21 protein-coding genes are annotated in these 24,799 nt (G+C 64.3%); 10 read left to right on the top strand and 11 right to left on the bottom strand.

What is annotated here, in order from left to right; translation table 11 throughout:
• Positions 1-302 precede the first annotated feature (302 nt).
• A complete protein-coding gene (gene cbiB, locus NKJ55_RS24570; RefSeq protein ID WP_352452136.1) occupies positions 303-1,274 on the bottom strand; it encodes an adenosylcobinamide-phosphate synthase CbiB in 972 nt (323 codons plus the stop codon).
• On the opposite strand from cbiB, the gene cobD reads away from it, so the two are divergent.
• The 3 genes from cobD to NKJ55_RS24555 all read left to right on the top strand — a co-directional run bounded on the left by cobD (position 1,273) and on the right by NKJ55_RS24555 (position 4,105).
• Entirely contained in the window at positions 1,273-2,331 is a 1,059-nt protein-coding gene (gene cobD, locus NKJ55_RS24565; RefSeq protein WP_352452135.1) for a threonine-phosphate decarboxylase CobD, read from the top strand. The two genes, cbiB and cobD, sit on opposite strands and share 2 nt — an antisense overlap.
• A complete protein-coding gene (locus tag NKJ55_RS24560) occupies positions 2,328-2,831 on the top strand; it encodes a tyrosine phosphatase family protein (RefSeq protein WP_352452134.1) in 504 nt (167 codons plus the stop codon). The genes cobD and NKJ55_RS24560 overlap by 4 nt, the downstream gene beginning before the upstream one ends.
• A gap of 119 nt (positions 2,832-2,950) precedes the next feature.
• On the top strand, positions 2,951-4,105 hold the full coding sequence (locus NKJ55_RS24555; RefSeq protein WP_352452133.1) for a serine hydrolase domain-containing protein: 1,155 nt from the start codon (positions 2,951-2,953) through the stop codon (positions 4,103-4,105).
• A 64-nt stretch (positions 4,106-4,169) separates the two neighbouring features.
• Here the strand turns inward: NKJ55_RS24555 and NKJ55_RS24550 are convergent, their stop codons facing one another.
• Together NKJ55_RS24550 and NKJ55_RS24545 are read right to left on the bottom strand one after the other, a co-directional pair.
• The gene (locus NKJ55_RS24550; RefSeq protein ID WP_352452132.1) at positions 4,170-4,973 is read right to left on the bottom strand and encodes a creatininase family protein; all 804 of its coding nucleotides are present in this window, start codon (positions 4,971-4,973) and stop codon (positions 4,170-4,172) included.
• A 57-nt stretch (positions 4,974-5,030) separates the two neighbouring features.
• The gene (locus tag NKJ55_RS24545) at positions 5,031-5,414 is read right to left on the bottom strand and encodes a RidA family protein (RefSeq protein ID WP_352452131.1); all 384 of its coding nucleotides are present in this window, start codon (positions 5,412-5,414) and stop codon (positions 5,031-5,033) included.
• A gap of 379 nt (positions 5,415-5,793) precedes the next feature.
• Between NKJ55_RS24545 and NKJ55_RS24540 the strand changes: the two genes are divergently transcribed.
• The 6 genes from NKJ55_RS24540 (at position 5,794) to NKJ55_RS24515 (ending at position 12,211) form a co-directional block, all read left to right on the top strand.
• Positions 5,794-6,798 (top strand): ABC transporter substrate-binding protein, encoded by a 1,005-nt coding sequence (locus tag NKJ55_RS24540; RefSeq protein WP_352452130.1) that lies wholly within the window; start codon positions 5,794-5,796, stop codon positions 6,796-6,798.
• A 3-nt stretch (positions 6,799-6,801) separates the two neighbouring features.
• The gene (locus NKJ55_RS24535; protein WP_352452129.1) at positions 6,802-7,626 is read left to right on the top strand and encodes an ABC transporter ATP-binding protein; all 825 of its coding nucleotides are present in this window, start codon (positions 6,802-6,804) and stop codon (positions 7,624-7,626) included.
• Positions 7,613-8,464: an ABC transporter permease gene (locus tag NKJ55_RS24530; RefSeq protein WP_352452128.1), complete on the top strand. Its 852-nt coding sequence runs from the start codon at positions 7,613-7,615 to the stop codon at positions 8,462-8,464. The genes NKJ55_RS24535 and NKJ55_RS24530 overlap by 14 nt, the downstream gene beginning before the upstream one ends.
• Before the next feature lie 241 nt (positions 8,465-8,705).
• Positions 8,706-10,007, top strand: a complete 1,302-nt coding sequence (locus NKJ55_RS24525; protein ID WP_352452140.1) for a cytosine deaminase — start codon at positions 8,706-8,708, stop codon at positions 10,005-10,007.
• Positions 10,004-11,404, top strand: a complete 1,401-nt coding sequence (locus NKJ55_RS24520; RefSeq protein ID WP_502901479.1) for an FAD-binding oxidoreductase — start codon at positions 10,004-10,006, stop codon at positions 11,402-11,404. Before NKJ55_RS24525 ends, NKJ55_RS24520 begins: the two co-directional genes overlap by 4 nt.
• 225 nt (positions 11,405-11,629) lie before the next feature.
• Complete coding sequence (locus NKJ55_RS24515) at positions 11,630-12,211, top strand: NAD(P)H-dependent oxidoreductase (RefSeq protein ID WP_352452127.1); 582 nt, start codon at positions 11,630-11,632, stop codon at positions 12,209-12,211.
• A 47-nt stretch (positions 12,212-12,258) separates the two neighbouring features.
• Here the strand turns inward: NKJ55_RS24515 and NKJ55_RS24510 are convergent, their stop codons facing one another.
• The 5 genes from NKJ55_RS24510 to NKJ55_RS24490 all read right to left on the bottom strand — a co-directional run bounded on the left by NKJ55_RS24510 (position 12,259) and on the right by NKJ55_RS24490 (position 19,931).
• A complete protein-coding gene (locus NKJ55_RS24510; protein ID WP_352452126.1) occupies positions 12,259-14,733 on the bottom strand; it encodes a GcvT family protein in 2,475 nt (824 codons plus the stop codon).
• Positions 14,730-15,911: a pyridoxal phosphate-dependent aminotransferase gene (locus NKJ55_RS24505; RefSeq protein WP_352452125.1), complete on the bottom strand. Its 1,182-nt coding sequence runs from the start codon at positions 15,909-15,911 to the stop codon at positions 14,730-14,732. Before NKJ55_RS24505 ends, NKJ55_RS24510 begins: the two co-directional genes overlap by 4 nt.
• Entirely contained in the window at positions 15,911-16,810 is a 900-nt protein-coding gene (locus tag NKJ55_RS24500; RefSeq protein ID WP_352452124.1) for a homocysteine S-methyltransferase family protein, read from the bottom strand. The genes NKJ55_RS24505 and NKJ55_RS24500 overlap by 1 nt, the downstream gene beginning before the upstream one ends.
• Positions 16,807-19,260: a GcvT family protein gene (locus tag NKJ55_RS24495; RefSeq protein ID WP_352452123.1), complete on the bottom strand. Its 2,454-nt coding sequence runs from the start codon at positions 19,258-19,260 to the stop codon at positions 16,807-16,809. The genes NKJ55_RS24500 and NKJ55_RS24495 overlap by 4 nt, the downstream gene beginning before the upstream one ends.
• Positions 19,261-19,337: 77 nt before the next feature.
• Positions 19,338-19,931, bottom strand: coding sequence for a helix-turn-helix domain-containing protein (locus tag NKJ55_RS24490; RefSeq protein ID WP_352452122.1), 594 nt, complete (start codon positions 19,929-19,931; stop codon positions 19,338-19,340).
• 270 nt (positions 19,932-20,201) lie between these two features.
• Here NKJ55_RS24490 and NKJ55_RS24485 point away from each other — a divergent pair, with 270 nt between their 5' ends.
• A complete protein-coding gene (locus NKJ55_RS24485; RefSeq protein WP_352452121.1) occupies positions 20,202-20,900 on the top strand; it encodes a nitroreductase in 699 nt (232 codons plus the stop codon).
• 19 nt (positions 20,901-20,919) lie between these two features.
• Here the strand turns inward: NKJ55_RS24485 and NKJ55_RS24480 are convergent, their stop codons facing one another.
• From NKJ55_RS24480 to NKJ55_RS24470, 3 genes are read right to left on the bottom strand one after another with little or no spacing between them, the layout of a single operon-like run.
• A complete protein-coding gene (locus tag NKJ55_RS24480; RefSeq protein ID WP_352452120.1) occupies positions 20,920-21,507 on the bottom strand; it encodes a sarcosine oxidase subunit gamma in 588 nt (195 codons plus the stop codon).
• Entirely contained in the window at positions 21,500-24,496 is a 2,997-nt protein-coding gene (locus NKJ55_RS24475; RefSeq protein WP_352452119.1) for a sarcosine oxidase subunit alpha, read from the bottom strand. Before NKJ55_RS24475 ends, NKJ55_RS24480 begins: the two co-directional genes overlap by 8 nt.
• Entirely contained in the window at positions 24,493-24,789 is a 297-nt protein-coding gene (locus tag NKJ55_RS24470; RefSeq protein ID WP_023676536.1) for a sarcosine oxidase subunit delta, read from the bottom strand. Before NKJ55_RS24470 ends, NKJ55_RS24475 begins: the two co-directional genes overlap by 4 nt.
• Positions 24,790-24,799 lie beyond the last annotated feature (10 nt).

The following is a 24,799-nucleotide window of genomic DNA, read 5'->3' as shown; positions in this document are numbered from 1 at the left end:
ATATTTTGGGGGCCCCCCCCGCCGCCCCGGGGGGGGTGTGGGGGCCGCCCCGGGCCCGGAGAGGGGGCTTTCGTAGAGCGCGGTTCCCCTCTCCGTCTCGGCTTCGCCGAGCCACCTCTCCCCACTTTCGTGGGGCGAGGAACCCAAGCTGGAACTAAGCTGCGAACCTTCAAGGCTGAAGGCGCCCTATTTTGTTCTTGCTTTGTGCCGGCAGCTATGCTACTAATTTCGGTATGGTGCTAATTGGCTCCAACGACCCGCCGCATGGTGGGTTTTTTGTTTCGCCTGAGATCGGGCGAAGTTCACATCAGAATAATGACCGTCGAAACCACGCCGAACAGCGCGATCAGCAGAAAGTCGGCGATCCGGTAGAGTTTCAGCGCCCGTCGGATGTCGGTGCTCTCGACATCATCGTGCCGGCCGCCTTCGCCCATCAACGCGTCTTCGACCATGACGCCGTCGTAGGAGCGGGGGCCGGCGAGCGCCAGGCCGAGCGCGCCGGCCATCGCTGCTTCCGGCCAGCCGGCATTGGGTGAGCGGTGTTTTTTCGCATCGCGCCGCACGGCGTGCCAGGCGCCCTTGGCGTCGGCGCCCTTGACCAGGAAAGCGGCGAGTACGATCAGCAGCGCCGTCAGCCGCGACGCCGGCAGATTGATCCAATCGTCGAAGCGCGCAGCCGCCCAGCCGAAGGCTTCGTGGCGCGGGGTGCGATGGCCGATCATCGAATCGGCGGTGTTGGCGGCCTTGTAGGCGACGCCGCCGGCGAGCCCGCCAATACCGAGCCAGAAGGCCGGCGCGACGACGCCGTCGGAGAAATTCTCGGCCAGGCTTTCGATCGCGGCGCGGCAGACAGCGGCCCTGTCGAGCTTTTCCGGGTCGCGACCGACGATCCGCGAGACGGCAATGCGGCCCATATCCAGTCCGCCGCTGTCGAGTGCGTCGGCGACCGCTTCGACATGCTCGGCCAGGCTCTTCTGCGACAGCAGCGACGTCGCCAGGATTGCGGTGACCAACAAGCCGAGGGGAATGCTCCAAAGCAAGGTTTCGAGCCAGAGGGCGAGGGCGGCCGGCACCAGCACGATCACCAGCAGCGCGACGACGCCCCAGCCGCGACGGTGGGCGTCGGAATCAGTGGCGCGGTTGAGCCTGCGGTCGAGAAAGGATATCAGCCTGCCGAACCAGGTGACGGGATGGCCAATGGCATCGAAGAGCCGGGCCGGGTAGCCGAGTACAAGTTCGATGGCCAGCGACAGGAAAGTGATCAGGATCGGCATGAAGTCTCTTGATGGAGTGACGGCGGCAGTGGACCACGGCGGAAGCCTTGGCCGGGCGAGGGCGCTTTTCCCTCACGCGCCGCTGCCTTTCGTCGACCTCTCGACCGGGATCAATCCGCACTCATACCCGCTTTTCGATTTGCCCGCCACCGCCCTGTCGCGATTGCCGGAAACAGCGCGCAGCCGCGACTTGGCTGAACTCGCGGCAAGCGCCTATGGCGCCCCGTCGGCGGCGAATGTCGCAGCGGCGCCCGGCACGCAGATCCTGTTGCCGCGCGTCGCTTCCCTGGTCAGCCCGGGCACGGCGCTGGTGCTCGGGCCGACTTATGCCGAGCATCGGCGGGCAGCGGCGATCGCCGGCCATGCGGCGGCTGAAGTCGATGATTTCGAAGCCCTGGCGGCGGCCGACCTTGCCGTCGTCGTCAATCCCAACAACCCGGACGGGCGCGTCGTCGAGCGCGAAAGATTGCTTCGACTTGCCGGGACATTACGCGCCAGAGGCGGGCTGCTGGTGGTCGACGAGGCCTTCATGGATGTCGGCCCGCGCAGCGAAAGCCTGGCCGGCGACGTCGACCAGGGCGGCATCGTCGTGCTGCGTTCGTTCGGTAAGTTCTTCGGCCTGGCCGGCCTGCGGCTTGGCTTTGTGCTGGCCGATGCGCTGACGGTCGAGCGGCTGGAGGCGCAGTTCGGGCCATGGGCGGTTGCCGGGCCGGCGCTCGAATATGGCATAAGGGCGCTTGCCGACACCGGCTGGCAGGCCGGGATGCGGCGCCGTCTGGCAGAGGATGCCGCACGGCTCGATACGCTGTTCGGCCGCTTCGGCGTGCCTGTCGCCGGTGGCACCACGCTGTTCCGCTATCTCAGGCTGGCGAACGCCGCCGGCCTGTTTTCGGTGCTCGGCCAGCGCGGCATCCTGCTTCGGCATTTCGCCGATCGTCCGGATGTGCTGCGCGCCGGCCTGCCGGGAGCCGATGAAGAATGGCGGCGGCTCGAATCGGCACTTGCCGGCTGGGCCTCGCGGCGCGACGATAATGCCAAGGGAGAAACGACCCAATGATCCATGTCTGCTCGCTGTCCAAAGTCGAGGAAACGGTAACGAAGACCGGGGCCGGCCGGCTGCTTTCGCTGCTTGCCGCCGGAACGGAGGTGATGCGACCGGCCTCGATCACCAGGGAAAACCATCTGCATCTGGTCATGCATGACATTGCGGTGGGGCAAGAGGGCATGACGATGCCGGGCGAGGAGCATGTTCTGAACCTGCTCGATTTCGCACGGCAATGGAATCGCTCGCGGCCGCTGGTGGTGCATTGCTATGCCGGCATCAGCCGCTCGACCGCCTCGGCCTACATCATCGCGGCAGCGCTGGCGCCGAAGCGCGACGAGGCCGAGTTGGCCGAGACGCTGCGCGCGCTGTCGCCCACGGCGACACCCAATCCTCGGCTGATCGCAATTGCCGACGCACTGCTCGATCGCAGAGGCCGGATGATCGAAGCGATCCAGGCGATCGGGCGCGGCGCGGATGCTTTCGAAGGCACGCCGTTCGAATTGAAAATCTGAGCCTAAAAACAAATTCCAGGAAAAGTGCGCAGGAGTTCTAGCACACGGCCAAGGGGCGAATGATGATCGGGAGAATTTTGGCCATGGTTGTTGGCGTGGTCTGCGCGACAGGCAGCGCCATGGCCGCGTCCATGCCGGCTCTCAAGTCGATCGACCTGGCAGCGCTCCAAGCCACTGTCGAGGGTTTGGCCAAGGAACTTATGCTGCCCGGTGCCATGGTTTTGCTCAAGACTCCGCGGGGCAACCTCGTCTTCGGCTACGGTACGACTGAACTGGGTGCCACGAACCCGCCGCGCGCCGATACCCACTTCCGTGCGGCCTCGAACACCAAGACGATGACCGCCGCTGTCATCGTGCAACTGGTGCAGGAAGGGAAACTGAGCTTCGCCGATCTGATCTCGAAATACGTCCAGCGCGTTCCCAACGGCGACGAGATAACCATTCGGCAGCTCATAACAATGCGGAGCGGCCTCCCTAACTTCACCAATGCGCCGGAACTTGCCGAAAGCCTGGACAAGTATCCTTACAGGGTATGGACCGCTGATGAAGTACTCGGCATGGCGTTCAAACGGCCGCCGGACTTCGCGCCGGGTGCCGAATTCGAGTACAACAACACCAACTACTATCTGCTCGGCCTTGTTGCCGAGAAGATCGACGGCAAGCCGCTCTCGACCATCTTCCGGGACCGCCTGTTCGGGCCGCTCGGCATGAAGAACACCGCTTTGCCGCCGAGCACGTCGAACGCCATCCCCGAGCCATACTCAAACGGCTATCTCTACGGCAGTACTTCGTACGCCCTGGCTGATGCGCCCTATCCGGACGACCTCCAGGCTGCGGCCAGGGCGGGAACGCTCAAGCCCAACGACGACACATGGCAGAACCCGTCCGCCTACTTTGCGGCTGGCGGAGTCATCTCCACCGCGGATGACCTCGCGACCTGGATGCGCGCGCTGGTCGGGGGCAAGCTCTTCAATGCCGATTTCCAGCGGCAGTGGCTTGCAAGCCCTGAGGCGCCGGAGCCGGGCGAACCCGCCATGCAAAAATACGGCTATGGCATCCTAACGCTGACCTTCGGGCCTAACGAAATCTACTATCACGAAGGCGAGATGCCCGGTTACCAGTCCTTCATGGGCTACGATCCGGCCAATGATGTCACCCTGGTCATATGGACCAACCTGACTCTCGCGCTCGACGGCCAGGCGACCGCCAACACCTTGATGGTGAAGATACTGGACGAAATCTACACGGTGTCGCCGCTTCAAGACGTGAAGTGAGGATCCTCGCGCGCGAATGGAATCGCCCCTCGTGAGCGAGGCCTGATCTGGTGGGATCAAACACCTACGCCAACCAATCCGCCAGCTTTGCCTTGCCCACGTCCCTCAGCAGGCCGATGAAACCGTCGGCCTGATGCTCGGCGGTGAGCCGGCCTTTTTCGGCGGTTGCAATGCTGGCGTCGCCGACCACGCCATTCGGGTTGAGGTCGCTGGCGATCCAGGCGAAGGCGTGTGTTCCAGTGTGGCGCAGCAGCGCAAATTCCTTTTCGGCGCGGGCGACCTTGGACACGAAATTGTCGGCCTTCCCCATGTCGACGAGGTCGGGCCGGAAGTGCAGCATCAGCGAGGTCTCGACGTCGCCGCCATGAATGCCGTGGCGGTCCTCGAGCTCGGTGTACATGCCGGCCGGCCGGCCAAAACGCTGCCAGCTGGTCTTTACCGCCAGCATCTTTGCCCGCACGCGCAATTCGCGGGTGACGATGCCCATGATCTCCTCATTGCCGCCATGCGAGTTCACGACAATCAGTTTTCGGACGCCGGAACGCGCGACCGACAGGCCAAGCTCGGTCCACGCCTCGACCAAGGTTGTCGCCGGCAGAGTGAGGGTGCCGGGCGCATGCAAATGCTCGTTCGACTTGCCTACCGCCTGGACCGGCAGGATGCGGATGTCGAGATCGCCGGGCAGGCGCGCGATCACCGTTTCCAGCATGCCGTTCATGATCGAGGTGTCGGTCGAGACCGGCAGATGCGGGCCGTGCTGCTCAATCGCCGCCAGCGGCAGAACGGCAATGGTCGCCTCAGGATCGACGGTCGCGTATTCGGTGGTCCGGTAGTCACCCCACCATACGCGTTTTTTTGCAGCGGTCATGTCATGCCCTCTTGAACCGACAAGCCCAGACCTAACGCGGGAACGATCGGCTGTCGATCATCCCGCCGCAATCACCTCGATCTCGACCTTGAATTCCGGCCGGGCAAAACCGGACACGATCATCAGCGTCGAGGCGGGCGCAGGGCTGGTGAACAGTCGGTCGCGAACCTCCATATAGGGGCGCAGGAAGGCGCGGTCGGTGACGTAGGCATTGATGCGGACGATGTCGGACAGGCCGAGCCCCGCCTCGCCGAGAATCGCCGATATGTTCTGGAAACAGAGTTCGGTTTGGGCGCCGGCCCCTTCCGGGATCTGGTCATCCGCTGTGATCGCGACCTGGCCCGAACACAGAACCAGCCGCTTTCCGGGCGGCAGTTCGACGCCATGGCTGTAGCGGGCGAAGGGCGGCTTGATCGACTTCGGCGTGAGAAATTTGAACATGGCAATCTCCGTTCACGGCAGCCTATCGCATCGGCCCGAAAATCGGGATCGATTTTCGGAAAGCACGATGCGAAGATTCAAAGTTTTAGAGCGTACTTTGTGCGTCCAAGTGGACGCACGTCGCTCTAAGGCCGGATCGATGCGGGCATCAAGATGGCGGTGCATGTCACGAGGGCGATTGTGGACAGGCGATCAAAAAATAGGCACGATGCCTTTCGTACAGCATGACCCGTCCGGCCTTCGCGCCGCCATTGCACAGGCGGGCATTGCACAAGCGGGCGGTCCCGGCGCAACGCGCCGGTGGCATGTGTCTTGCTTCTTGAAACAATGGTGTCGAGCCCGACGCGTGACGCGCCGGAGCGAACAAAGGGTGGTGTGGATGTACGGAAAACTCAAGATTTCGGCGGGCGTGATCGTGCTGCTTGGCGCAGGCACGCTTGCCGCGGCAGCGAACGAAAAAGTCACCTTCGGCACCAACTGGCTGGCTGAGCCGGAGCACGGGGGTTACTACCAGGCCGTGGTGGACGGCACCTATGCCGCCTGCGGCATCGACGTGACGATCATGCAGGGCGGCCCACAGGTCAGCGGCCGGCCGCTGCTGCTGGCCGGCAAGATTGATTTTTACATGGGCGGCAATCTGCTGTCGGCCTTCGATGCCGTGCAGCAAGGCATACCGATGCGCGTCGTGGCGGCCGACTTCCAGAAGGACCCGCAGGTCATCATGTCCCATCCCGGGCAGGGGCTGGACAAATGGGAAGACCTGAAGAACGCCGACCAGTACATCCTCGGCGACGAAGGTGCGCAGACCTTCTTCCAGTGGATGGTCACCGACCTCGGCTTCGACGCCGCCAAGCGCGCGCCCTACACCTTCAACCCGGCGCCGTTCATCGCCAACAAGAAGTCGATCCAGCAGGGTTACGTCACCTCGGAGCCATTCGCCGTCCAGAAGCAAGGCGGTTTCACGCCGAACCAGTTCCTGCTGGCCGACTATGGCTGGGACACATATGCAACGACGGTCGAGACCATGCAGGAGACGGTCGACAAGCGGCCCGAGGTGGTCCAGTGCTTCGTCGATGGCTCGGCCAAAGGCTGGTACAATTATCTCTACGGCGACAACAAGGCCGCCAACGAGATGATCAAGAAGGAAAATCCGGACATGACGGATGAGCAGATCGCTTTCTCGATCGAGCAGCTGAAGAAGTTCGGCGTGGTCGATTCCGGCGACAGCGAAAAGCTCGGCATCGGCGCCATGAGCGACGCGCGCATCCAGAGTTTTTACGACAAGATGGTGAAGGCCAAGGTCGCGCCGGCGGGTATCGACATCAAGAAGGCCTACACGCTGGCCTTCGTCAACAAGAGCGTCGGGCTCGACCTGAAGAAGTAGGCCGTGAAGCTGGAGAAAGTGGCGCAACAGCCAGGAAGTGTATCGGAGCCGACGCTGTTGGCGCTGCGTGGCGTCGGCAAGGTTTTTTCCAACGGCGTCACCGCGCTCAGCAATGTCGAGCTGACGATCCGGGAGGGCGATTTCCTCAGCCTGCTCGGGCCGTCGGGCTGCGGCAAATCGACGGCGCTGCGGCTGATTGCCGGCCTGTCGACGCCGACCTCGGGCGTGCTCGACTGGCGCGGCAGCGGCGCCCTCGAGCGTTCGAATATCGGCTTCGTCTTCCAGGAGCCGACGCTGCTGCCCTGGGCCGACGTCTTCGACAATGTCTGGCTGCCGTTGCGTCTGAAGGGTGTGTCGCGGGCCAAGGCGGCGCCGGCGGTGATGGAGATGCTGGCGCGGGTTCACCTGACCGGCTTCGAGAAGGCCGTGCCGCGCGAACTGTCAGGCGGCATGAAAATGCGCGTCTCGATCGCCCGCGCCATGGTGACCAAGCCGCGCATTCTGTTGATGGACGAGCCGTTCGCCGCACTCGACGAGATCACCCGCTTCAAGCTCAACAACGATCTTCTGGAGCTATGGCAGGATGAGCGTTTTACCGTCGTTTTCGTCACCCACAGCGTCTTCGAAAGCGTATTCCTCTCCAACCGCGTCGTCGTCATGGCGGCGCGGCCGGGCCGGGTGTTTGCCGAGCTTGCCGTCGACGCGCCCTATCCGCGCGACGAGGCGTTTCGCACCTCGCCCGACTATGCCGCGCTCTGCCGCCAGGCATCCGACGTGCTGATCGGCGCCATCAACTCAACTGCCGGACCGCATCATGACGGCCATTGAAGAATCAGTCTTGGCGCTCGACCCGGAGGAGGCGCGCCGCGTCCGCCAGGAGCGCTTCGAGCGCATCGGCAGATGGCTGCTGCCGCTGGCGATCATGATCCTGGCCATCTGGCTGTGGGACCGCATCTGTGTCTGGAACGACATTCCGAAATACATACTGCCGCGCCCCGGCGTGGTGCTGCAAACGCTGCACGACGATGCCGGGCTGCTGTTCTCGTCGCTGCTGGTGACGCTCCGGATCACCTTCTTGAGCCTGCTTCTCGCCGTGGTCGGCGGTGTCGGGCTGGCAGTGCTGTTCGCTCAATCGAAATGGGTGGAGATGTCGTTCTTTCCCTTCGCCATCGTGCTGCAGGTGACGCCGATCGTCGCGATCTTTCCGCTGATCAATATCTATGTCGACAACCAGACGACGAAGCTTTTGCTTTGCGCCTGGATCGTCGCCTTCTTCCCGATCCTCTCCAACACCACGCTCGGCCTCAATTCCGTCGACCGCAATCTGCGCGACATGTTCAAGCTCAACGGTGCGACCCGCTGGCAGCAATTGCGCTATCTGCGGCTGCCGGCGGCGATGCCTTATTTCCTCGGCGGGCTGAAGATCGCCGGCGGCCTGTCGCTGATCGGCGCGGTGGTGGCAGAGTTCGTCGCCGGCGCCACCGGCCAGTCGTCCGGCCTCGCCTCGCGCATCATCGAGGCCGGCTACCGGCTCAACGCACCAAGACTGTTCGCGGCGCTGATCCTGATCTCGCTCACCGGCATCCTGATCTTCCTGGTGCTGTCGCTGATTTCGCATCTCATTTTGCGGCGCTGGCACGAGAGCGCGCTGAGGCAGGAGCGGTGATGGTACCGTGTTTTGTAGGCAAAAGCTGCCTGTCGCCCATCCCGGCGTCAGCGCTGCCCCTCATCGCCCTGCCGGGCACTTCTCCCCGTATAGTGACGGGGAGAAGGACGCCTTCCTCGACGATCTCGCCCATCACCAGCGTTGCTGAAAGTGCGCCGCGGTCGCGGTCAGCCCCTTCTCCCCGTCTCTATACGGGGAGAAGGTGGCGGCAGCCGGATGAGGGGCAGCGATGACCTCTGCGATGATCCCCAAATCCGGCCAATTCGTCCTCTCCAAGGTCCGGCTTCACGCCTCCCTGACGCTCGGCCTTGCCGCTCCTTCCGACGCCGACGGTTTTGCACTCGCAGATGTCGCGGTCGCCGACGGCAGGATTTTCAGCATTGCGGCGCATCGGCGATCGGCAGCACCGGCGGACGCCACCGATCTCGGCGGCCGCATCGTGCTGCCGTGCTTTGTCGACTGCCACACCCATATCGACAAGGGCCACATCTGGCCCCGAAAGCCCAACCCGGACGGCACCTTCATGGCCGCTTTGAACGCCACCGGCGCCGACCGCGCGGCGCGCTGGAGCGCCGACGACGTCGGCCGCCGCATGGATTTTTCGCTGCGCTGCGCCTACGCGCATGGCACCAAAGCGCTGCGCACGCATCTCGACAGCGTTGCGCCGCAGGAAGAGATCTCCTGGCCGGTGTTCGAGACAATGCGGGAGAAATGGCGCGGCCGCATCGAGCTGCAGGCGGCCTGCCTGCTCGGCATCGAGGGCGTGCGCGACAGGAAATGGTTCGAGAGGCTGGCCAAACGGGTGGCTGCCGCCAAGGGTGTCCTCGGCGTCGTCACCTACATGGTGCCGGATCTCGAAGAATTGCTCGACCAGGTGTTCGCGCAGGCGATCAAGCATGGCCTCGACCTCGATTTCCACGCCGACGAGACCGACGATGTCTCGGCGATCTCGCTGAAGAAAATCGCCGAAGCAGCCCTTTGGAACGGTTTTGACGGGAACATCCTGGTCGGCCATTGCTGCTCGCTGGCGCGCCAGCCCGACCTCGACGTGCTCGACACGCTGGATAAGGTCGCCAAGGCCGGCCTGGCGGTGGTGTCGCTGCCGATGTGCAATCTCTATCTGCAGGACCGGCGAGGCGACAGGACAACGCCGCGCTGGCGCGGGGTGACGCTGCTGCACGAGATGAAGGCGCGCGGCATTGCCGTCGCCGTCGCCTCCGACAATACGCGCGACCCGTTCTACGCCTATGGCGATCTCGACATGCTGGAGGTCTATCGCATGGCGACGCGCATCCTGCATCTCGACCATCCCGTCGCCGACTGGCCGCAAGCGGTGACCGCGACGCCGGCCAAGGTGATGCGGCTCGACGGTTTCGGCACGCTTGCCGCCGGAGCGCCGGCCGATTTCGTCGTCTTCAGGGGGCGAAGCTGGACGGAATTGCTGTCGCGGCCCGAATCGAATCGCATCGTCGTGCGCGACGGCCATGCGATCGAGCGCCAGCTGCCCGATTATGCCGAACTCGATGATCTGATGGTGGAATGATGGATATTGCGGCGCTCAAGCGCGACCTGGACGGTTTGAAGATCGACGACCATCCGGCGATCGTCCAGCAGAAGAGCCGCGACTTCTACTGGTACAGCCCGGTGCTGAAGCAGCAGCTCGAGCACGTCACCGGTGACCTGATCGTGACGCCGAAAACCGAAGACGAGGTCGTCCGCATTCTCGCCGCCTGCCACCGGCACGGCGTCCCGGTGACGCCGCGCGGCAGTGGCACCGGCAATTACGGGCAGGCGATGCCGCTGTCCGGCGGCGTGGTGCTCAATCTCGCCGAAATGAACGCGGTCAAGACGATCGCCCCCGGCCGTGTCGTCACCGGCCCCGGCGCCGTGCTCGCCGACATCGACAGAGCGACGCGGGCGCATTCCGGCCAGGAGCTCCGCATGTCGCCATCGACCTACAACACCGCATCGATCGGCGGCTTCGTCGCCGGCGGCTCCGGCGGCATCGGCTCGATCCGCTGGGGCGGACTGCGCGACCTCGGCAACGTCATCCGGCTGAGGACCGTGACGATGGAGGCTGAGCCGCGGGTCATGGAGCTCACCGGCGAGGACGTGCTGAAGGTGATGCACGCCTACGGCACCAACGGCATCATCACCGAAGTCGAGATGCCTCTGACCGCCAGCTATGACTGGATCGACGTCATCGTCGGCTTCGACGATTTCATGGATGCGGCTGGCTTCGGCAACGATCTCGCCATTCAGGACGGCATATTGGCGAAACTGATCACGCCGATCGCAGCACCCATCCCCTACGATTACTTCAAGCGCCACCAGCGGTTTTTCCGGCGCAGCCAAAGCATCGTCGTCTTGATGATCGCGCCGCATGCGATGGATGCCTTCCTCGCCTTCACGGCGCGCAGTAAGGGCGAGATCGTCTTTCGCGCCGACAAGGAGGCCGATCTCAAGGGGCTGCCGCCGGCCTATGAGCTGACCTGGAATCACACGACGCTGCGTGCCATCCGGGTCGACCCGACGATCACCTATCTGCAGACCCGCTATCCGTCGCCGGACCACCTCGGCCACGTCAAGGCGATGGTCGACCGCTTCGGCGACGAGGTGCCGGCGCATCTCGAATTCATCCGCTTCGACGGCGCCATCGGCATCGCAGGGCTGCCGCTGGTCCGCTTCACCACGGCGGAGCGGCTCGACGAGATCATCCGCATCCACGAGGACAATGGCTGCTGGATCTTCAACCCGCACCGCTACACGCTGGAAGAAGGCGGCATGAAGCGCACCGACGAGGTGCAGCTCGCCTTCAAACGCGAGACCGACCCGCAAGGCCTGCTCAATCCCGGCAAGATGATCGCCTGGGAGAACCCGGACTATGACTATCGCTCGGGCAAGTCGTTCCTGTTCAAGGGACTGGAGAAGGCGGTTTGAGACGATGACGGGCGTGTGGCGCTGTACCCCCCTCTGGCCTGCCCTCTTTGCCACCACTTGGCATCTCCCCCTCAAGGGGGGAGATTGGCAGTTCCATCGTCTCGACCATCTTCCAACGTCGTCAACTGGCGAAAGCGATACTGACAGCCGATCTCCCCACTTGAGGGGGAGATGCCCGGCAGGGCAGAGGGGGGTGCTTGGTGCCGACTTGCGAGATGTTCTCCTGTGAACGTCCTCGTCCTCTATGCTCATCCTGTGGAGACCAGCTTCAACGCCGATCTGCACCGGACGATCATCGAGCGGCTGAAGGCCGCCGGCCATGTCGTCGACGACTGCGATCTCTATGCCGAGGGTTTCGATCCCAGGCTGACGCGGGCCGAACGGCTGTCCTATCACGACGAACGCAGCGACGGCGATCCGGCGTCAGCCTATATCGAGCGCCTTCTGCGGGCCGAGGCGCTGGTGCTGTCGTTTCCGGTGTGGAACTTCGGCTATCCGGCCATTCTGAAAGGCTTTTTCGATCGCGTCTTCCTGCCCGGCGTGTCGTTCAAGCTGGTCGACGGCAAGGTGCAGCCGTCACTGCACAATATTCGCAAGGTGGTCGCGGTCACGACCTATGGCGGCAGCCGGTTCCGCGCCATGCTGATGGGTGACCCGCCGCGCAAGCTGGTCAAGCGGGTGCTGCGTGCGACGATCAAGCCCGGCGGGTCGGTTTCCTACCTCGCGCAATACTCGATGAACCTGTCGACCGACGAGAAGCGGACGAGGTTCATCGCGAAGGTCGCGGCCAGGATGGACGCGTTCTGACACGGGAGGGGACTTTTCCTTCTCCCACAAGGGGAGAAGGAAAAGAGTTACATCCGCACCCGTTCCGATTTCGGATCGTACATCGGCTTAAGCGACGCTTCCGCCGCAAAGCGCTCGCCGGCGATCTCGATTTCGTAGGACGACGCCAGCACGTCCGCCTCGCTCTCGCCCTGGCACGGCACGTAGCCAAGCCCGATCGCACCGCCGAGATGATGGCCGTAATTGCCCGAGGTGATCGGGCCGACGATCGTGCCGTCGCGCAGGATCGCCTCATTGTGGAAGAGCAGGGGCTCGGGGTCGTTCAGGCGGAACTGCACCAGCCGCCGGTTCAATCCGCTTTCTTTCTTCCTCAGCACGGCATCGCGGCCAAGAAAATCGCCCTTGGCCGTCTTCACTGCGAAGCCAAGGCCGGCCTCCAGCACATTGTCCTCGTCGTTGATGTCGTGGCCGAAATGCCGGAACGCCTTCTCGATGCGGCAGGAATCCAGCGTGTGCAGGCCGCATAGTTTTAGCCCGACATCGGTGCCTGCCTCCGCGATCGCCTCGAAGACATGGGCAGCCTGGTCGGTCGAGACATAAAGCTCCCAGCCGAGTTCGCCGACATAGGTGACGCGGTGAGCGCGGGCCAGGCCCATGCCGATGTCGATCTCCTGAAACGTGCCGAACGGATTGTTGTTATTAGAGAAATCATTCGGGCTGACCTTTTGGATCAGCTTCCTCGAATCCGGGCCCATCAGGCAAAGCACCGCTTCGGCAGCGGTCACATCGGTGATGACGACGAACTCGTCGGCAAGATGTTTTCTCAGCCAGGCCAGGTCGCGTTGCAGCGTGGCGCCGGGCACGACGAGGAAGAAGGCGGTTTCGGACAGTCGCGAGACGGTGAGGTCGCTCTCGATGCCGCCGCGCTGGTTGAGCATCTGGGTGTAGACGATCTTGCCCGGCGCCACGTCCACGTCGTTGGCGCAGAGCCTTTGCAGGAAGGCGCAGGCATCGCGGCCTTCGACACGGATCTTGCCGAACGAAGTCATGTCGAACAGGCCGACGCCGTTCCTGATCGCAAGATGTTCCTCGCGCTGGTTGTCGAACCAGTTCTGCCGCTTCCAGGAATAGCGGTATTCGCGCTCCTGGCCGGGCCTAGCGAACCAGTTCGCGCGCTCCCAACCGGCGACCTCGCCGAACACCGCGCCGCTTGCCTTCAGATGTTCGTGCAGCGGCGAGCGCCTTATGTTCCGCGAGGTCGCCATCTGCCGGTAGGGGAAATGATCGGCGTAGAGCAGGCCGAGCGTTTCGGAGACGCGTTCCTTGAGATAGCGGCGGTTCTTCTGGAACGGCTGGGCGCGGCGGATGTCGACCTCCCAGAGGTCGAAGGGCGCCTCGCCGTCATTGATCCATTGCGCCAGCGCCATGCCGGCGCCGCCGGAGGAGACGATGCCGATCGAATTGTAGCCGGTCGCCATCCAATAGCCGGAAAGCTCCGGCGCCTCGCCGAGATAATAGCGGTCGTCGGGGGTAAAACTCTCGGGGCCGTTGAAGAAGGTGTGGATGCCGGCGGTGGCCAGCATCGGCATGCGGTTGACGCCCATTTCCAGGATCGGCTCGAAATGGTCCATGTCCTGCGGCAACTGGTCGAAGCAGAAATCCTCGCTTATGCCGTTCATGCCCCAGGGCTTGGCCACCGGCTCGAAAGCGCCGAGCATCATCTTGCCGGCATCTTCCTTGTAGTAGGCGCACTCGTCCGGCACGCGCAGCACCGGCAAGCGGGAAAGCCCGGGGATCGGTTCCGTGACGAGATAGAAATGTTCGCAGGCGTGCAACGGGATGGTGACGCCGTTCCGGGCGCCAAGTTCGCGTGCCCACATGCCGGCGCAGTTGACGACGATATCGGCCTCGATCAGGCCTTGCTCGTCGCCCTGCGCCCAGGAAACGCCGGTGACGCGGCCGGCCCTGGTATGCACCTTGGTCACCTTGACGTTCTCGACGATCGTCGCACCGCGCTGGCGCGCGCCCTTGGCCAACGCCATGGCGATATTGGCCGGGTCGCACTGACCGTCGAGCGGCAGATGCACGGCGCCGACCACATCGGAAACATTGAGATGCGGGTACATCTGCTTGACTTCGTTGGGCGAAATCTCGCGCACGTCGATATCGAAGGCGCGGGCGAGAGATGCCTGCCGATAGATCTCGTGCTTGCGCTCCTCGGTCAGCGCCACCGTGATCGAGCCGACCTGGCGCATGCCGGTGCCGACATCGGTCTCGGCCTCCAGCTTGACGTAGAGGTCGGCCGAGTACTTCGCCAGCCGCGTCATGTTCTGCGAGCCGCGCAGCTGGCCGATCAGGCCGGCGGCGTGCCATGTCGTGCCCGACGTCAGCTGCTTGCGCTCGAGCAGCACGATATCGGTCCAGCCGAGCTTGGCCAGATGATAGGCGACCGAGCAGCCGGAGACGCCGCCACCGATGATGACCGCCCTCGCTTTGGGAGGAATGGCCTTGGTCGGAATGGTTTTGGTGGGCGAGGCGTTCATGCGGCCTCGCGACCATAGCTGGAGGCGAAGCGGCGCAGGCGCGTGGCAGCCTCCATCAGTACCGGCTCAGGCTGGCAGAGGCTGAAGCGGATGTGGCCGGCGGCGGCCTCGCCGAAGCTTGAGCCGGGCATGACGCCGACATTTTCCTGGTCGAGGAAGGCCCAGGCGAATTTTTCGTCGTCCGGCTCGATCGCCGATATGTCGAGCATGACGTACATGCCGCCTTCGGAGCCGCGCACGGTGATGTTGTTCATACCGCGCATGGCATCGAGGACGACGGTGCGCCTCGCGGCGTAGCGCTCGGCGATTTCCTTGACGCCGTAGCCATTTTCGAGCGCCTCGGCGCAGGCGAGGCTGATGAAGGCCGGCAGGCCGTAGGTCATCACCAGATTGAGGTCGGTCAACAGCGAGACCATTGATTCCGGCCCGGTCAGCCAGCCCATGCGCCAGCCGGTCATGCCGTGGCTCTTGGACATCGAATTGATGACCAGCGTGCGTTCCGCCATGCAGGGCAGCGAGCGTGGTGAGACGTGCTCGCCGCCGCCCAGCGTCCAGTAGACCTCGTCCGACAGCAGCCAGAGGTCATGTTCGCGGCAGATCTGCGCCAGCTCTTCCAGGCGCTCGCGCGAATAGACGGCGCCCGTGGGATTGTTGGGCGTGTTGATCAGGATGGCGCGGGTGTTCGGCCGAAGGGCAGCGCGGATATCGGCGGCGCGCGGCTGAAAGCCATCCTCGGCGGGGGTCTCGACGACGCTGAACTCGGCGCCCGCCGCACTGAAGGTGTTGGGATAGGTGGCGTAATAGGGCGCGACGACGATGGCATGGTCGCCCTGGTCGAGAACCGCTTGTATGGCCGCGTAAAGCGCGGCCTGCCCGCCCGGGGTGGCGATGACCTGGTCGGGATTTGTCGCAACCCCGGTGCACCGCGTCGAGGCCGCCGCCATCGCCTTGCGCAGGCGCGAAACGCCGGCAAGCGGGGTGTAGTGGTGATTGCTGGCGCGAACCGCCGTCACGCAGGCTTCGATCGTCTCGCTCGGCGTGTCGAAATCATGGTCGCCGACCGACAGCATGATGATGTCCTCGCCGGCCTGCTTGCGCGCCCAGGCAGCGGAATGAACCTCCCAGCCATCCTTGCCCGAAGGCACGATGCCGGAAATGCGCGAAGATGGTCTGGGCATTATGCTGCTCCCGAAATTTCATAACCGGCCTGTTCGAGCCGGTCGCGCAGCGCGGCGATGTGGGCCGGTCCGACTTCGCAGCAGCCGCCGACGATGCCGGCGCCGGCCTCGACCCAACCGACCGCCTGGCCGGCATAGGCATCCGGATCAAGGTCGTGGCGGGCGTGCAGCACTTCCACGGTACCGCCATGCTTGAGCGCCTCAATCGAGGTGAAGCCGTTGGCATAAGCGCCGACCGGACCGCCGAGAGCGATCAGTTCGGGCAGCGCTGCAGCGATCGCTTCGGGCCGGCAGCAATTGATCAGCCGAGCCGCGACGGGCAGGCCGGCAAGAGCGCCCGACGCCGCCGCAATGGCTTCGCCGCTGCGCAGGCGCGGCGTGCCGTGGTCGGCAAGCGTCCACGACACCCATACGGGCTTGCCGCTTTCCGACGCCGCGGTGACGGCGGCGCGCGCCTCTTCGGCCGACGCCATGGTTTCGCACAGAAACAGATCGACGCCGTCCGCCTGCTCGGCAACGATACGGCGATAGATGTCGAGCGTATCCTGGAAGGATATCGTCAGCGCCGGCGCATAGCTGCCGAACAGCGGCGACAGGCAGCCGGCGATCGCCGCGTCGCCGGCCTGGTCGCGGGCTTGCCTTGCCAGTTCGATGCCGCGCTTCTGCAGCGGCTTGAACAGCTCTTCCGCGCCTTCGCGTGCCAACCGCTCCGGCGTGGCTGAATAGGTGTTGATGGTGATGACGCGGGCGCCGGCGCGGATGAATTCCGCATGCAGGTCGCGCACCAGATCCGGTTCGTCGATCAGCACCCTGGCCGACCACAGCGGCGTCGGCTCGGAACTGCTACGGCGGACCAGCTCCTGGCCCATGCCGCCATCGGTAAGGATGACAGTCTTCATGCTCTGAGCCTCTCGTTCTTTGGATCCCATAACGGCTCATCCTTCTGCACGACCGCCCGAAAACGTTCGCCGAAGATCTCGATCTCGACCGCGGTTCCCGGCTCGGTGAGGTCGGCGCGCAGCATGCCGAGCGCGATCGACCTGTCGATGCGATGACCCCAGCCGCCGGATGTCGTCTCGCCGACAATGCGGCCGTCATGCCACAGCGTCGACATGTAGGGCGCATCGCAGTCGCCGGGGTTTTCGACGACCAGCGTGACGAAGCGTTTCTTTACGCCCTGCTGCCTTTCGTTCTGCAGCGCCGCCTTGCCACGGAAGTCGGGCTTGTCCCATCTGACGAAGCGCTCCAGCCCGCCCTCCAGGATCGAATAGTCGGTCGACAGGTCGCCCTTCCAGGTGCGGTAACCTTTTTCGAGCCGGAGCGAATCCAGCGCGTACATGCCGAACGGTTTTAGTCTATGCCTCTTCCCCGCCGCCCAGACGGCGTCGAAGATGGCTGCGGTATCGTCGACCCTGCTGTGGATTTCCCAGCCGAGCTCGCCCGCGAAGGACACGCGCACCAGCTTTGCCCAACGTCCGGCGATACTGGTTTCCTGATGCGTCAGCCAGGGCAGGGTGAGGTCGGCCGCGCAGAGTTCGGCGAGGATTTTTCGCGAGTTGGGGCCGGCGAGGATCTGGGTGGAGTATTCCTCCGTCCGGTCGACCAGCTTGAATGTGGCGTCCTTCGGGATGCGCGATTTCAGCCATTCGAAATCATGCCACTGAGCCACAGCGGCGGTGATCAGCGTCATCAGGTTCTCGTCGTGGCGGACCACCGACATTTCGGTGACGATGCGGCCCTTGTCGTCGGCAAAATAGACGAGGCCGATGCGGCCGGGTTTCGGAACCAGGCCTGTCACCTGGAGGCTCAGCCATTCGGCGGCACCCGGACCGTCGAGATTGAATCGGGAAAACCCCGGCAGGTCCAGAATGCCGGCGGCATCGCGGACGGCGAGGCATTCCTCGCGCACACGATGCTGCCACGGCCCGTCGCGGCGGAAAGTCAGCGTGGATTCTTCGGAGATGTCGTCGCCTGGCTTCGCATACCAGGTGGCGCGTTCCCAGCCATTATAGACGTCGAACCGGGCGCCGAGTGCCTTGATGCGGTCGTGGAGCGGCGACAGCTTGCGGTCGCGCCCGGCCGGCCAGGCATGGCGCGGGAACTGGATGGCATATTCGTTGCCGTAGATCTCCATGCCCTTGGCGACGCAATAATCCGGGGCCGAGGCAAAGGCGGTGAAACGGCGCGGATCGCACGACCACATGTCCCATTCGGTCTGGCCCTCGGTCACCCATTCGGCCAGCACCTTGCCGGCGCCGCCGCCCTGGGCGATGCCGAAGGTAAAGACGCAGGCCTCGAAGGCGTTGGGCACGCCGGGCATCGGGCCGATCAGCGGGTTGCCGTCCGGCGCATAGGGGATCGGCCCGTTGATGACCTTGGAAAGGCCGGCGGTGCCGAGGATCGGCACGCGGGCGACAGCATCGGCCAGGTAATGTTCCAGCCGGTCGAGATCGTCGGGAAACAGCTGGAACGAAAAGTCGTCGGGCATCGGGTCGTTGTGGCCGACCCAGTGGGCGCGGCAATTGCGCTCATAGGGGCCGAGATTCATGCCGTTCTTTTCCTGGCGCAGATAATAGGACGTATCGACGTCGCGCAGCAGCGGCAGCTTCTTGCCCTGTTCCTTCGACCACGCCGCCAGTTCGGGGATTTCCTCGAACAGGATATATTGATGGCTCATCACCATCATTGGCACCTCGCGGCCGAACATCCTGCCGACTTCGGCGGCGCGGTAGCCGGCGGCGTTGACGACGATCTCGCAGCGGATCTCGCCTTGCGCCGTCTCGACCACCCACTCGTGATTGTCTCGGCTCACGCCGGTTACCGGACAGAAGCGGATGATCTTCGCGCCCATGTCGCGCGCGCCCTTGGCCAGTGCCTGGGTCAGCTGCGCGGGATCGATATCGCCATCATTCGGATCGTAGAGCGCGCCTTTCAGCTCATGCGTCTCGATGAAGGGGTAACGGCGCTTGATCTCGTCGAGCCCGACCACGTCGATATCCATGCCCTGGTAGCGGCCCATGCCCTTGGCGCGCTGAAATTCCTGCATGCGCTCCGCGCTATGGGCCAGCCTGAGCGAGCCGGTGACGTGGTAGTTCATGGGATAGCCGACCTCGTCGGCCAGCCGGCGATAGAGTTCGGTCGAATATCGCTGCATGTTCATCAGCGACCATGACGAGGAGAAAGTCGGCACGTTGCCGGCGGCATGCCAGGTCGAGCCGGAAGTCAGCTCGTTCTTCTCCAGAAGCACGCAGTCGGTCCAGCCCGCGTTGGCGAGATGATAGAGCGAGGAGGCGCCGACGGCACCGCCTCCGATGATCACCACGTGTGCCGTGGTCGGCAAACCGGCCATGTTCTTCTCCGACTATTTGTTTTGATGCATGTCGTTGTCCCAAAACCGCCACGCACTTTTGGGCGACATGCATTCGTTCAATAGACAGGCGGCGAAACCACCCAGATCACCACAGCCGGTTCCGCTCCAGGATTGCGCCAGCGGAACGGCTTGCCGTCGAAGCGGAAGGAATCGCCTTCGCCAAGCCGGTGCCAGACGCCGGCAATTTCGATATCGAAACTGCCGGAAGCGACGTAGCCGGCTTCCTCGGTCGGCCGGCGCGACTCGGTCTGCAGCTCGGCACCCGGGGCGAAGACCGAACGCAGCATCTCGAAGCTACCGCCGAGATCGGGCGACAGAAGCTCCTCCACCAGGCCGGAATCGCTTGTGCCAAGCGTGCGCCGGCTGCCGGCGCGCACGACCACGCCGCGCTCGGTCTCGACAGGTACGTCATGGCTGAAGAACAGGCTGACCGGCACGCCGAACAATTCGGCGAAGGCCCTGAGATCGCCGAGCGACGGGACCGACAGACCGCGCTCGACCTGGCTGACCCAGCCGACGGAACGGCCGAGCTTCAGTGCGATGTCAGCAAGCGTCAGGCCGCGCGCCTTGCGCAACGCGCGGATGTCGCCGGCCAGCAGCCGTTCGCCGCTGTCCTGTTCCGATCTGGCGGCGGTTGAGGGCAAAGCCATCCCTGTCTCGGTGAAAAATTCCCAGCAAATTTCACTTGATGGCGGGTTCATGAAAAAATCAAGAGGATTTTCACGAAACCACAAGATTTACTTGCGCCATTTTGACGGTTCGGGCAAAGGCTCGGCGCACGAGCGGCGAGTGGGGCGTCCGGTCGAGGCGGGTAGGCTATCGGGCGTTCAAAAAGACGCGCAAGGATGCTCCATCACTTCTAGTCGGCGCATGATCCTTCCGGAAAATCGGGTTCGGGATCATACGCAAAAGGACGGCCCATGCTGGAAAACAACTCCCGGATTGCGGCGGCGATCGTCGATGACGCGATCACCTCGCGGCGGTCGGTACGCGCCTTCTTGCCCGATATGGTCGACGACGAGACCATCCGCGATATTCTCGCCGTTGCCGCGCGCGCGCCCTCAGGCACCAACATGCAGCCCTGGAAAGTCTATGTGACCAAGGGCGAGGTCAAACAGCGCATCACCGATGCCATCCTCAGCTCGGGCATCCGCGCCGAAAAGGCCGAGTGGGACGAGTACCGCTACTATCCCGACCAGTTCTTCGAACCCTATCTGACGCGACGGCGGGCCAACGGCTTCGGCCTCTACGGCGTGCTCGGCATCGGCCGGCGCGAGGTCGACAGGATGCGTGCGCAGCACGACCGCAACTTCGTCTTCTTCGACGCGCCGGTCGGCATGATCTTCACCGTCGACCGGCGGCTGAACAAGGGGTCGTGGATCGACTACGGCATGTTCCTGCAAAATATCATGGTCGCCGCGCGGGGCAGGGGCCTGCACACTTGTCCGCAAGCCGCCTTCGCGCCCTATCACCGGCAGATCAGGCCGGTGCTCAACATTCCCGACGAGGAGATCGTCGTCTGCGGCATGGCGCTCGGCCATGAGGATACGTCCAAGCCCGAAAATGCCTTCCGCACCGACCGCGCGCCGCTGGAAGAGTGGGTGACGTTCGCGGAGTGACGTGAAGCGCCGTCCGGCTCTACTGCACTTCGTAGCCGACTTCCTCGCTCGCATGGCAGAGCGCTTTCCAGAACGAGCGGGCAAACGAGCGGAACACATAGATGTCGAACTGATCGGCGCCGGTGCGCTGGATCTGCGCGAAGATGTCGTGATGCATGGTCGAGCGGCCGGCGCCGATCGGGAAGGCCGGCAGCGCGAAGTCGATGGCGAAGAATTTCGCCAGCACCCACTCGGCCTTCGGCCCGGCGATACGGATCGCGGTGCGGCCGTGCGAAAGGTCGGTCACCGTACCGATGGCCGAAGTGACGACATCGGCAAAGGCCGGCGCCAATCCCTCGGCTTCATCGACAACCGTAAATTTTCCCGGCGCAAAGCCGAACACCGACCTGGCGCCGTTCGTCACACCGCCGCCGGCGCCGTCGGGCAAAGCCAGGCCGGTGACCGCATGGATGCCGGCCATCAACGTCTTCTCCTCGCCGGGCCAGGCGGCGAGCTGCAGGATCGAACCCGGCCTGGTTTCGGAGAGGATGATTTCGACACCATGCTCGAAATTGCCATGCGAGCCCGGATGCAGCACCGGCTCAAGCGGTGATTGGCGTTCAACCATGCATACGGCTCCCGTCCGGATCGAAGAAATGGTTGGAGACGATCTCGACCGGCCCGAACCGGTTGCGCAGCGGGTCGGAGACATAAGCGCGCGTGCCGCGCCGCGCCTTGCCGCCCTTGACCAGGGCAAGCGCGATATATTTACCGAGCGCCGGCGAATAGCAGCAAGCGGTGATGTGGCCAAGCGAGCCGTGCGGATTGGCTTCGTCAAGCTCCTCGACGATGTGCCCGCCGCCGTTGAGCGGCTGGTTGTCGAGCGAAACAATACCGACGAGTTCCAGGCGGTCCGGCGCGATCAGCCCCTCGCGGTCCATCATCGCCGAGCCGATGAACGGCTTCTTCTTCGACAGCATCCAGTCGAGATGCAGGTCGCGTGCCGTGGTGCGGCCGTCGATCTCGGCACCGGTGACGTGGCCTTTCTCGATGCGCATGGTGCCCAGCGCCTCCAGCCCGTAGGTCACCAGCCCGAACGGCTTGCCGGCTTCGATCAGCGCCTCCCAGACATGGGTGCCGTAGCCGGCGCCGGAATAGACCTCGAAGGCCATTTCGCCGGAGAAGGACAGCCGGCAGATCATCACCGGCACGCCGGCGATTTCGCCGTGGACGATGCCCATGAAGGGCAGGGCGGTATTGTCGACGGCGGTGCCGCTAACGCAAGCAGCCAGTATCTGCCTTGCCTTCGGCCCACCGATGGCGGCACCGGCCCATTGGTCGGTGACCGAGGCGACGTGGACCTTCAGCTCCGGCCAGATCACGTCGAGGAAATACTCCAGATGCTGCATCACCTTGCCGGCATTGGCGGTGGTGGTGGTCATCAGGAAATCCTGCGCGCCGAGCCGCCATGTGGTGCCGTCGTCAAAGGCGAGACCGTCCTCGCGCAGCATCAGCCCATAACGCGCCTTGCCGACGGCCAGCGTCGAAAACACGTTGGTGTAGACGCGGTCGAGGAATTCCGCCGCGTCGGGGCCTTGCACCGCGATCTTGCCCAGTGTCGAGACATCGACGATGCCGGCGCTCTCGCGCGTGGCTCTCGCTTCGCGCACATAGGCCTGCTCGATCGTCTCGCCGGGATGGCCGTAGATCATCGGCCGATACCACAGGCCGGCCGAATACATGGTGGCGCCATTGGCGACGTGCCAGTCATGCATCGGCGTCAGCCGCTCGGGCTTCAGATCGCCGAAGCGTTCGGCGGCTAGCGAGCCGATCGACACCGCCGAAAAGGGCGGGCGAAAGCGCGTCGTGCCGACCTCTGGGATCGGCTTGCCGAGCGCCTCGGCCATGATGGCGAGGCCGGGTATGTTGGAGCTCTTGCCCTGGTCGGTTGCCATGCCGAGCGTGGTGTAGCGCTTCAGATGCTCGACCGAGACGAAGCCTTCGCGATGCGCCAGCCGCACGTCATCCGCCGTCACGTCATGCTGGAAGTCGACGAAACTCTTTCCCTTGGCCTTGATCTCGAGCACCGGCGCCGGATCGGGATCGCCAGGTGCTGCCTCGACGGCAGGCAAGGCCGCCGGCGTGGCGGTTGCGCCCGCTGCGGAAAGGCCGGCGGCGCGGCCTTCGGCGATCGCCTCGGCGGTGGAGAAACTGCCGGTGAAGGCGCCGGCGCCGATCCATTGCCGCGTCGTCGGCTTGGGCGGCAGGAACGCTTGCAATGCTTCGTTCCATTCCGCTCTCGCGCCGGCCTGGCTGGCCAGATGAATGGTCGGCGACCATCCGCCCGACATCAGCAGGCAATCGGCGTGGATGCTGCGCGCTTCGCCGGAAAGCGCGCCGTTGACCATGTCGAAGCGCTGCACCTTGAAGCCGGAAAGCGCCTTGCCGCCCTCGGTGGCGATTACCGCGTGGCCAGAAAGGATCTCGGCCTCCGCTTCGCCGGCCAGCTTGCGCATTTCGCTCGAAAGTTCTGGGCGCACGTCGACGATGGCGACGACGACGGCGCCGGCCTTCTTCAGCGCAAGCGCGGAGCGATAGGCGCTGTCATTGTTGGTGAACAGCGCGACCCTGTCGCCCGGCAGCACGCCATATTCATTGGCAAAACGCTCGGCAGCATGCGCCAGCATCACGCCTGGCCGATCGTTGCCCGGAAAGACCAGCGGACGCTCCAGGGAGCCGGTGGCCAGCACCACCGACTTGGCGCGGATCGTCCAATAGCGATGGCGCGGCTCGCCCTTGCCGGCCTTTTCCTTGTGGTCGGTGACACGTTCGAGCGCGGCAAGCGTGTTGCCGTCATAATAACCCCAGACAGTAGTGCGCGGCAAAAGGCGGATATTGTCACGGCCTTCAAGCTGACCGGCGGCGCGCGCTGCCCAGTCGGCGGCCGGCATGCCATCGATCGTCTCGCGCGACCAATTGGCCGAGCCGCCGAAATGCGGCTCGAGCTCGGCCAGGATGACGCGTGCACCCTGATCGGCAGCCGCCCTGGCGGCCATCAGCCCCGCCGGGCCGGAGCCGACCACCAGCACATCGCAAAACGCGTTCATGCGTTCGTAGCGCGCCGTATCGGGAGCCGTGCCTGCCTTGCCCAGGCCGGCGGCACGGCGGATGAAATGCTCACAGAACATCCAGAAGCGAGTGCCCTTCAGCGGACCGATCACCGGTCCCATGAAGGTTTTGTAGTAGAAGCCGGCCGACAAAAGCTTGCCGCCGAGCTGGTTCACGGCACTGACGTCCCAGGCAAGCGAAGGGAAGCGGTTCTGGCTGACTGCGGCCAGCCCGTCATAAATTTCGACCATTGTGGCGGGGATGTTCGGCTCGCGAACCTCGCCCCTCAACACTGTGACCAGCGCGTTCGGTTCCTCGACGCCGGCGGTCAGCACGCCGCGCGGGCGGTGATATTTGAACGAACGCCCAAACAGGGTGACGCCGTTGGCCAGCAGCGCCGAAGCCAGCGTGTCGCCGGCATGGCCGGTATAAGGCGCGCCGTCGAAGGTGAAACGGATGGTCCGCAGCCGGTCGATGCGCCCCCCGGCCTCTGTACGGCGCGGGCTCATGGCTTGTCCTCGGCCCGGTGCCGCGCAACCGAGTTGTGGTCGCCGCGCGCGAACGCGGTGCTGGAGATCTCGTGCGTCAGCGTATTGCGCACGACCCTGAGATGGGCGCGGCAGCCGCCGGAATGCTGCCAGATCTCATTGTGGTCGCCGGCTGGATTAAGCCGGTCGTAGACATAGGCGTTCCAGGCGTCGAGGTTCTGCGAGGCGGGCTGTGGGCGCTGGCGATTGCCGTCGCCCTGATAGGTGAATTCGATCACGTCGCGCGGGCCGCAATAGGGGCAGGTGATGAGCATGGATCTCTTA

This window comes from Mesorhizobium sp. M0106 (assembly GCF_040322715.1).
Taxonomy (GTDB): domain Bacteria; phylum Pseudomonadota; class Alphaproteobacteria; order Rhizobiales; family Rhizobiaceae; genus Mesorhizobium.
Note: the sequence above shows the minus strand (reverse complement) of the source record. Positions and strands in the feature narration are given on the sequence as shown.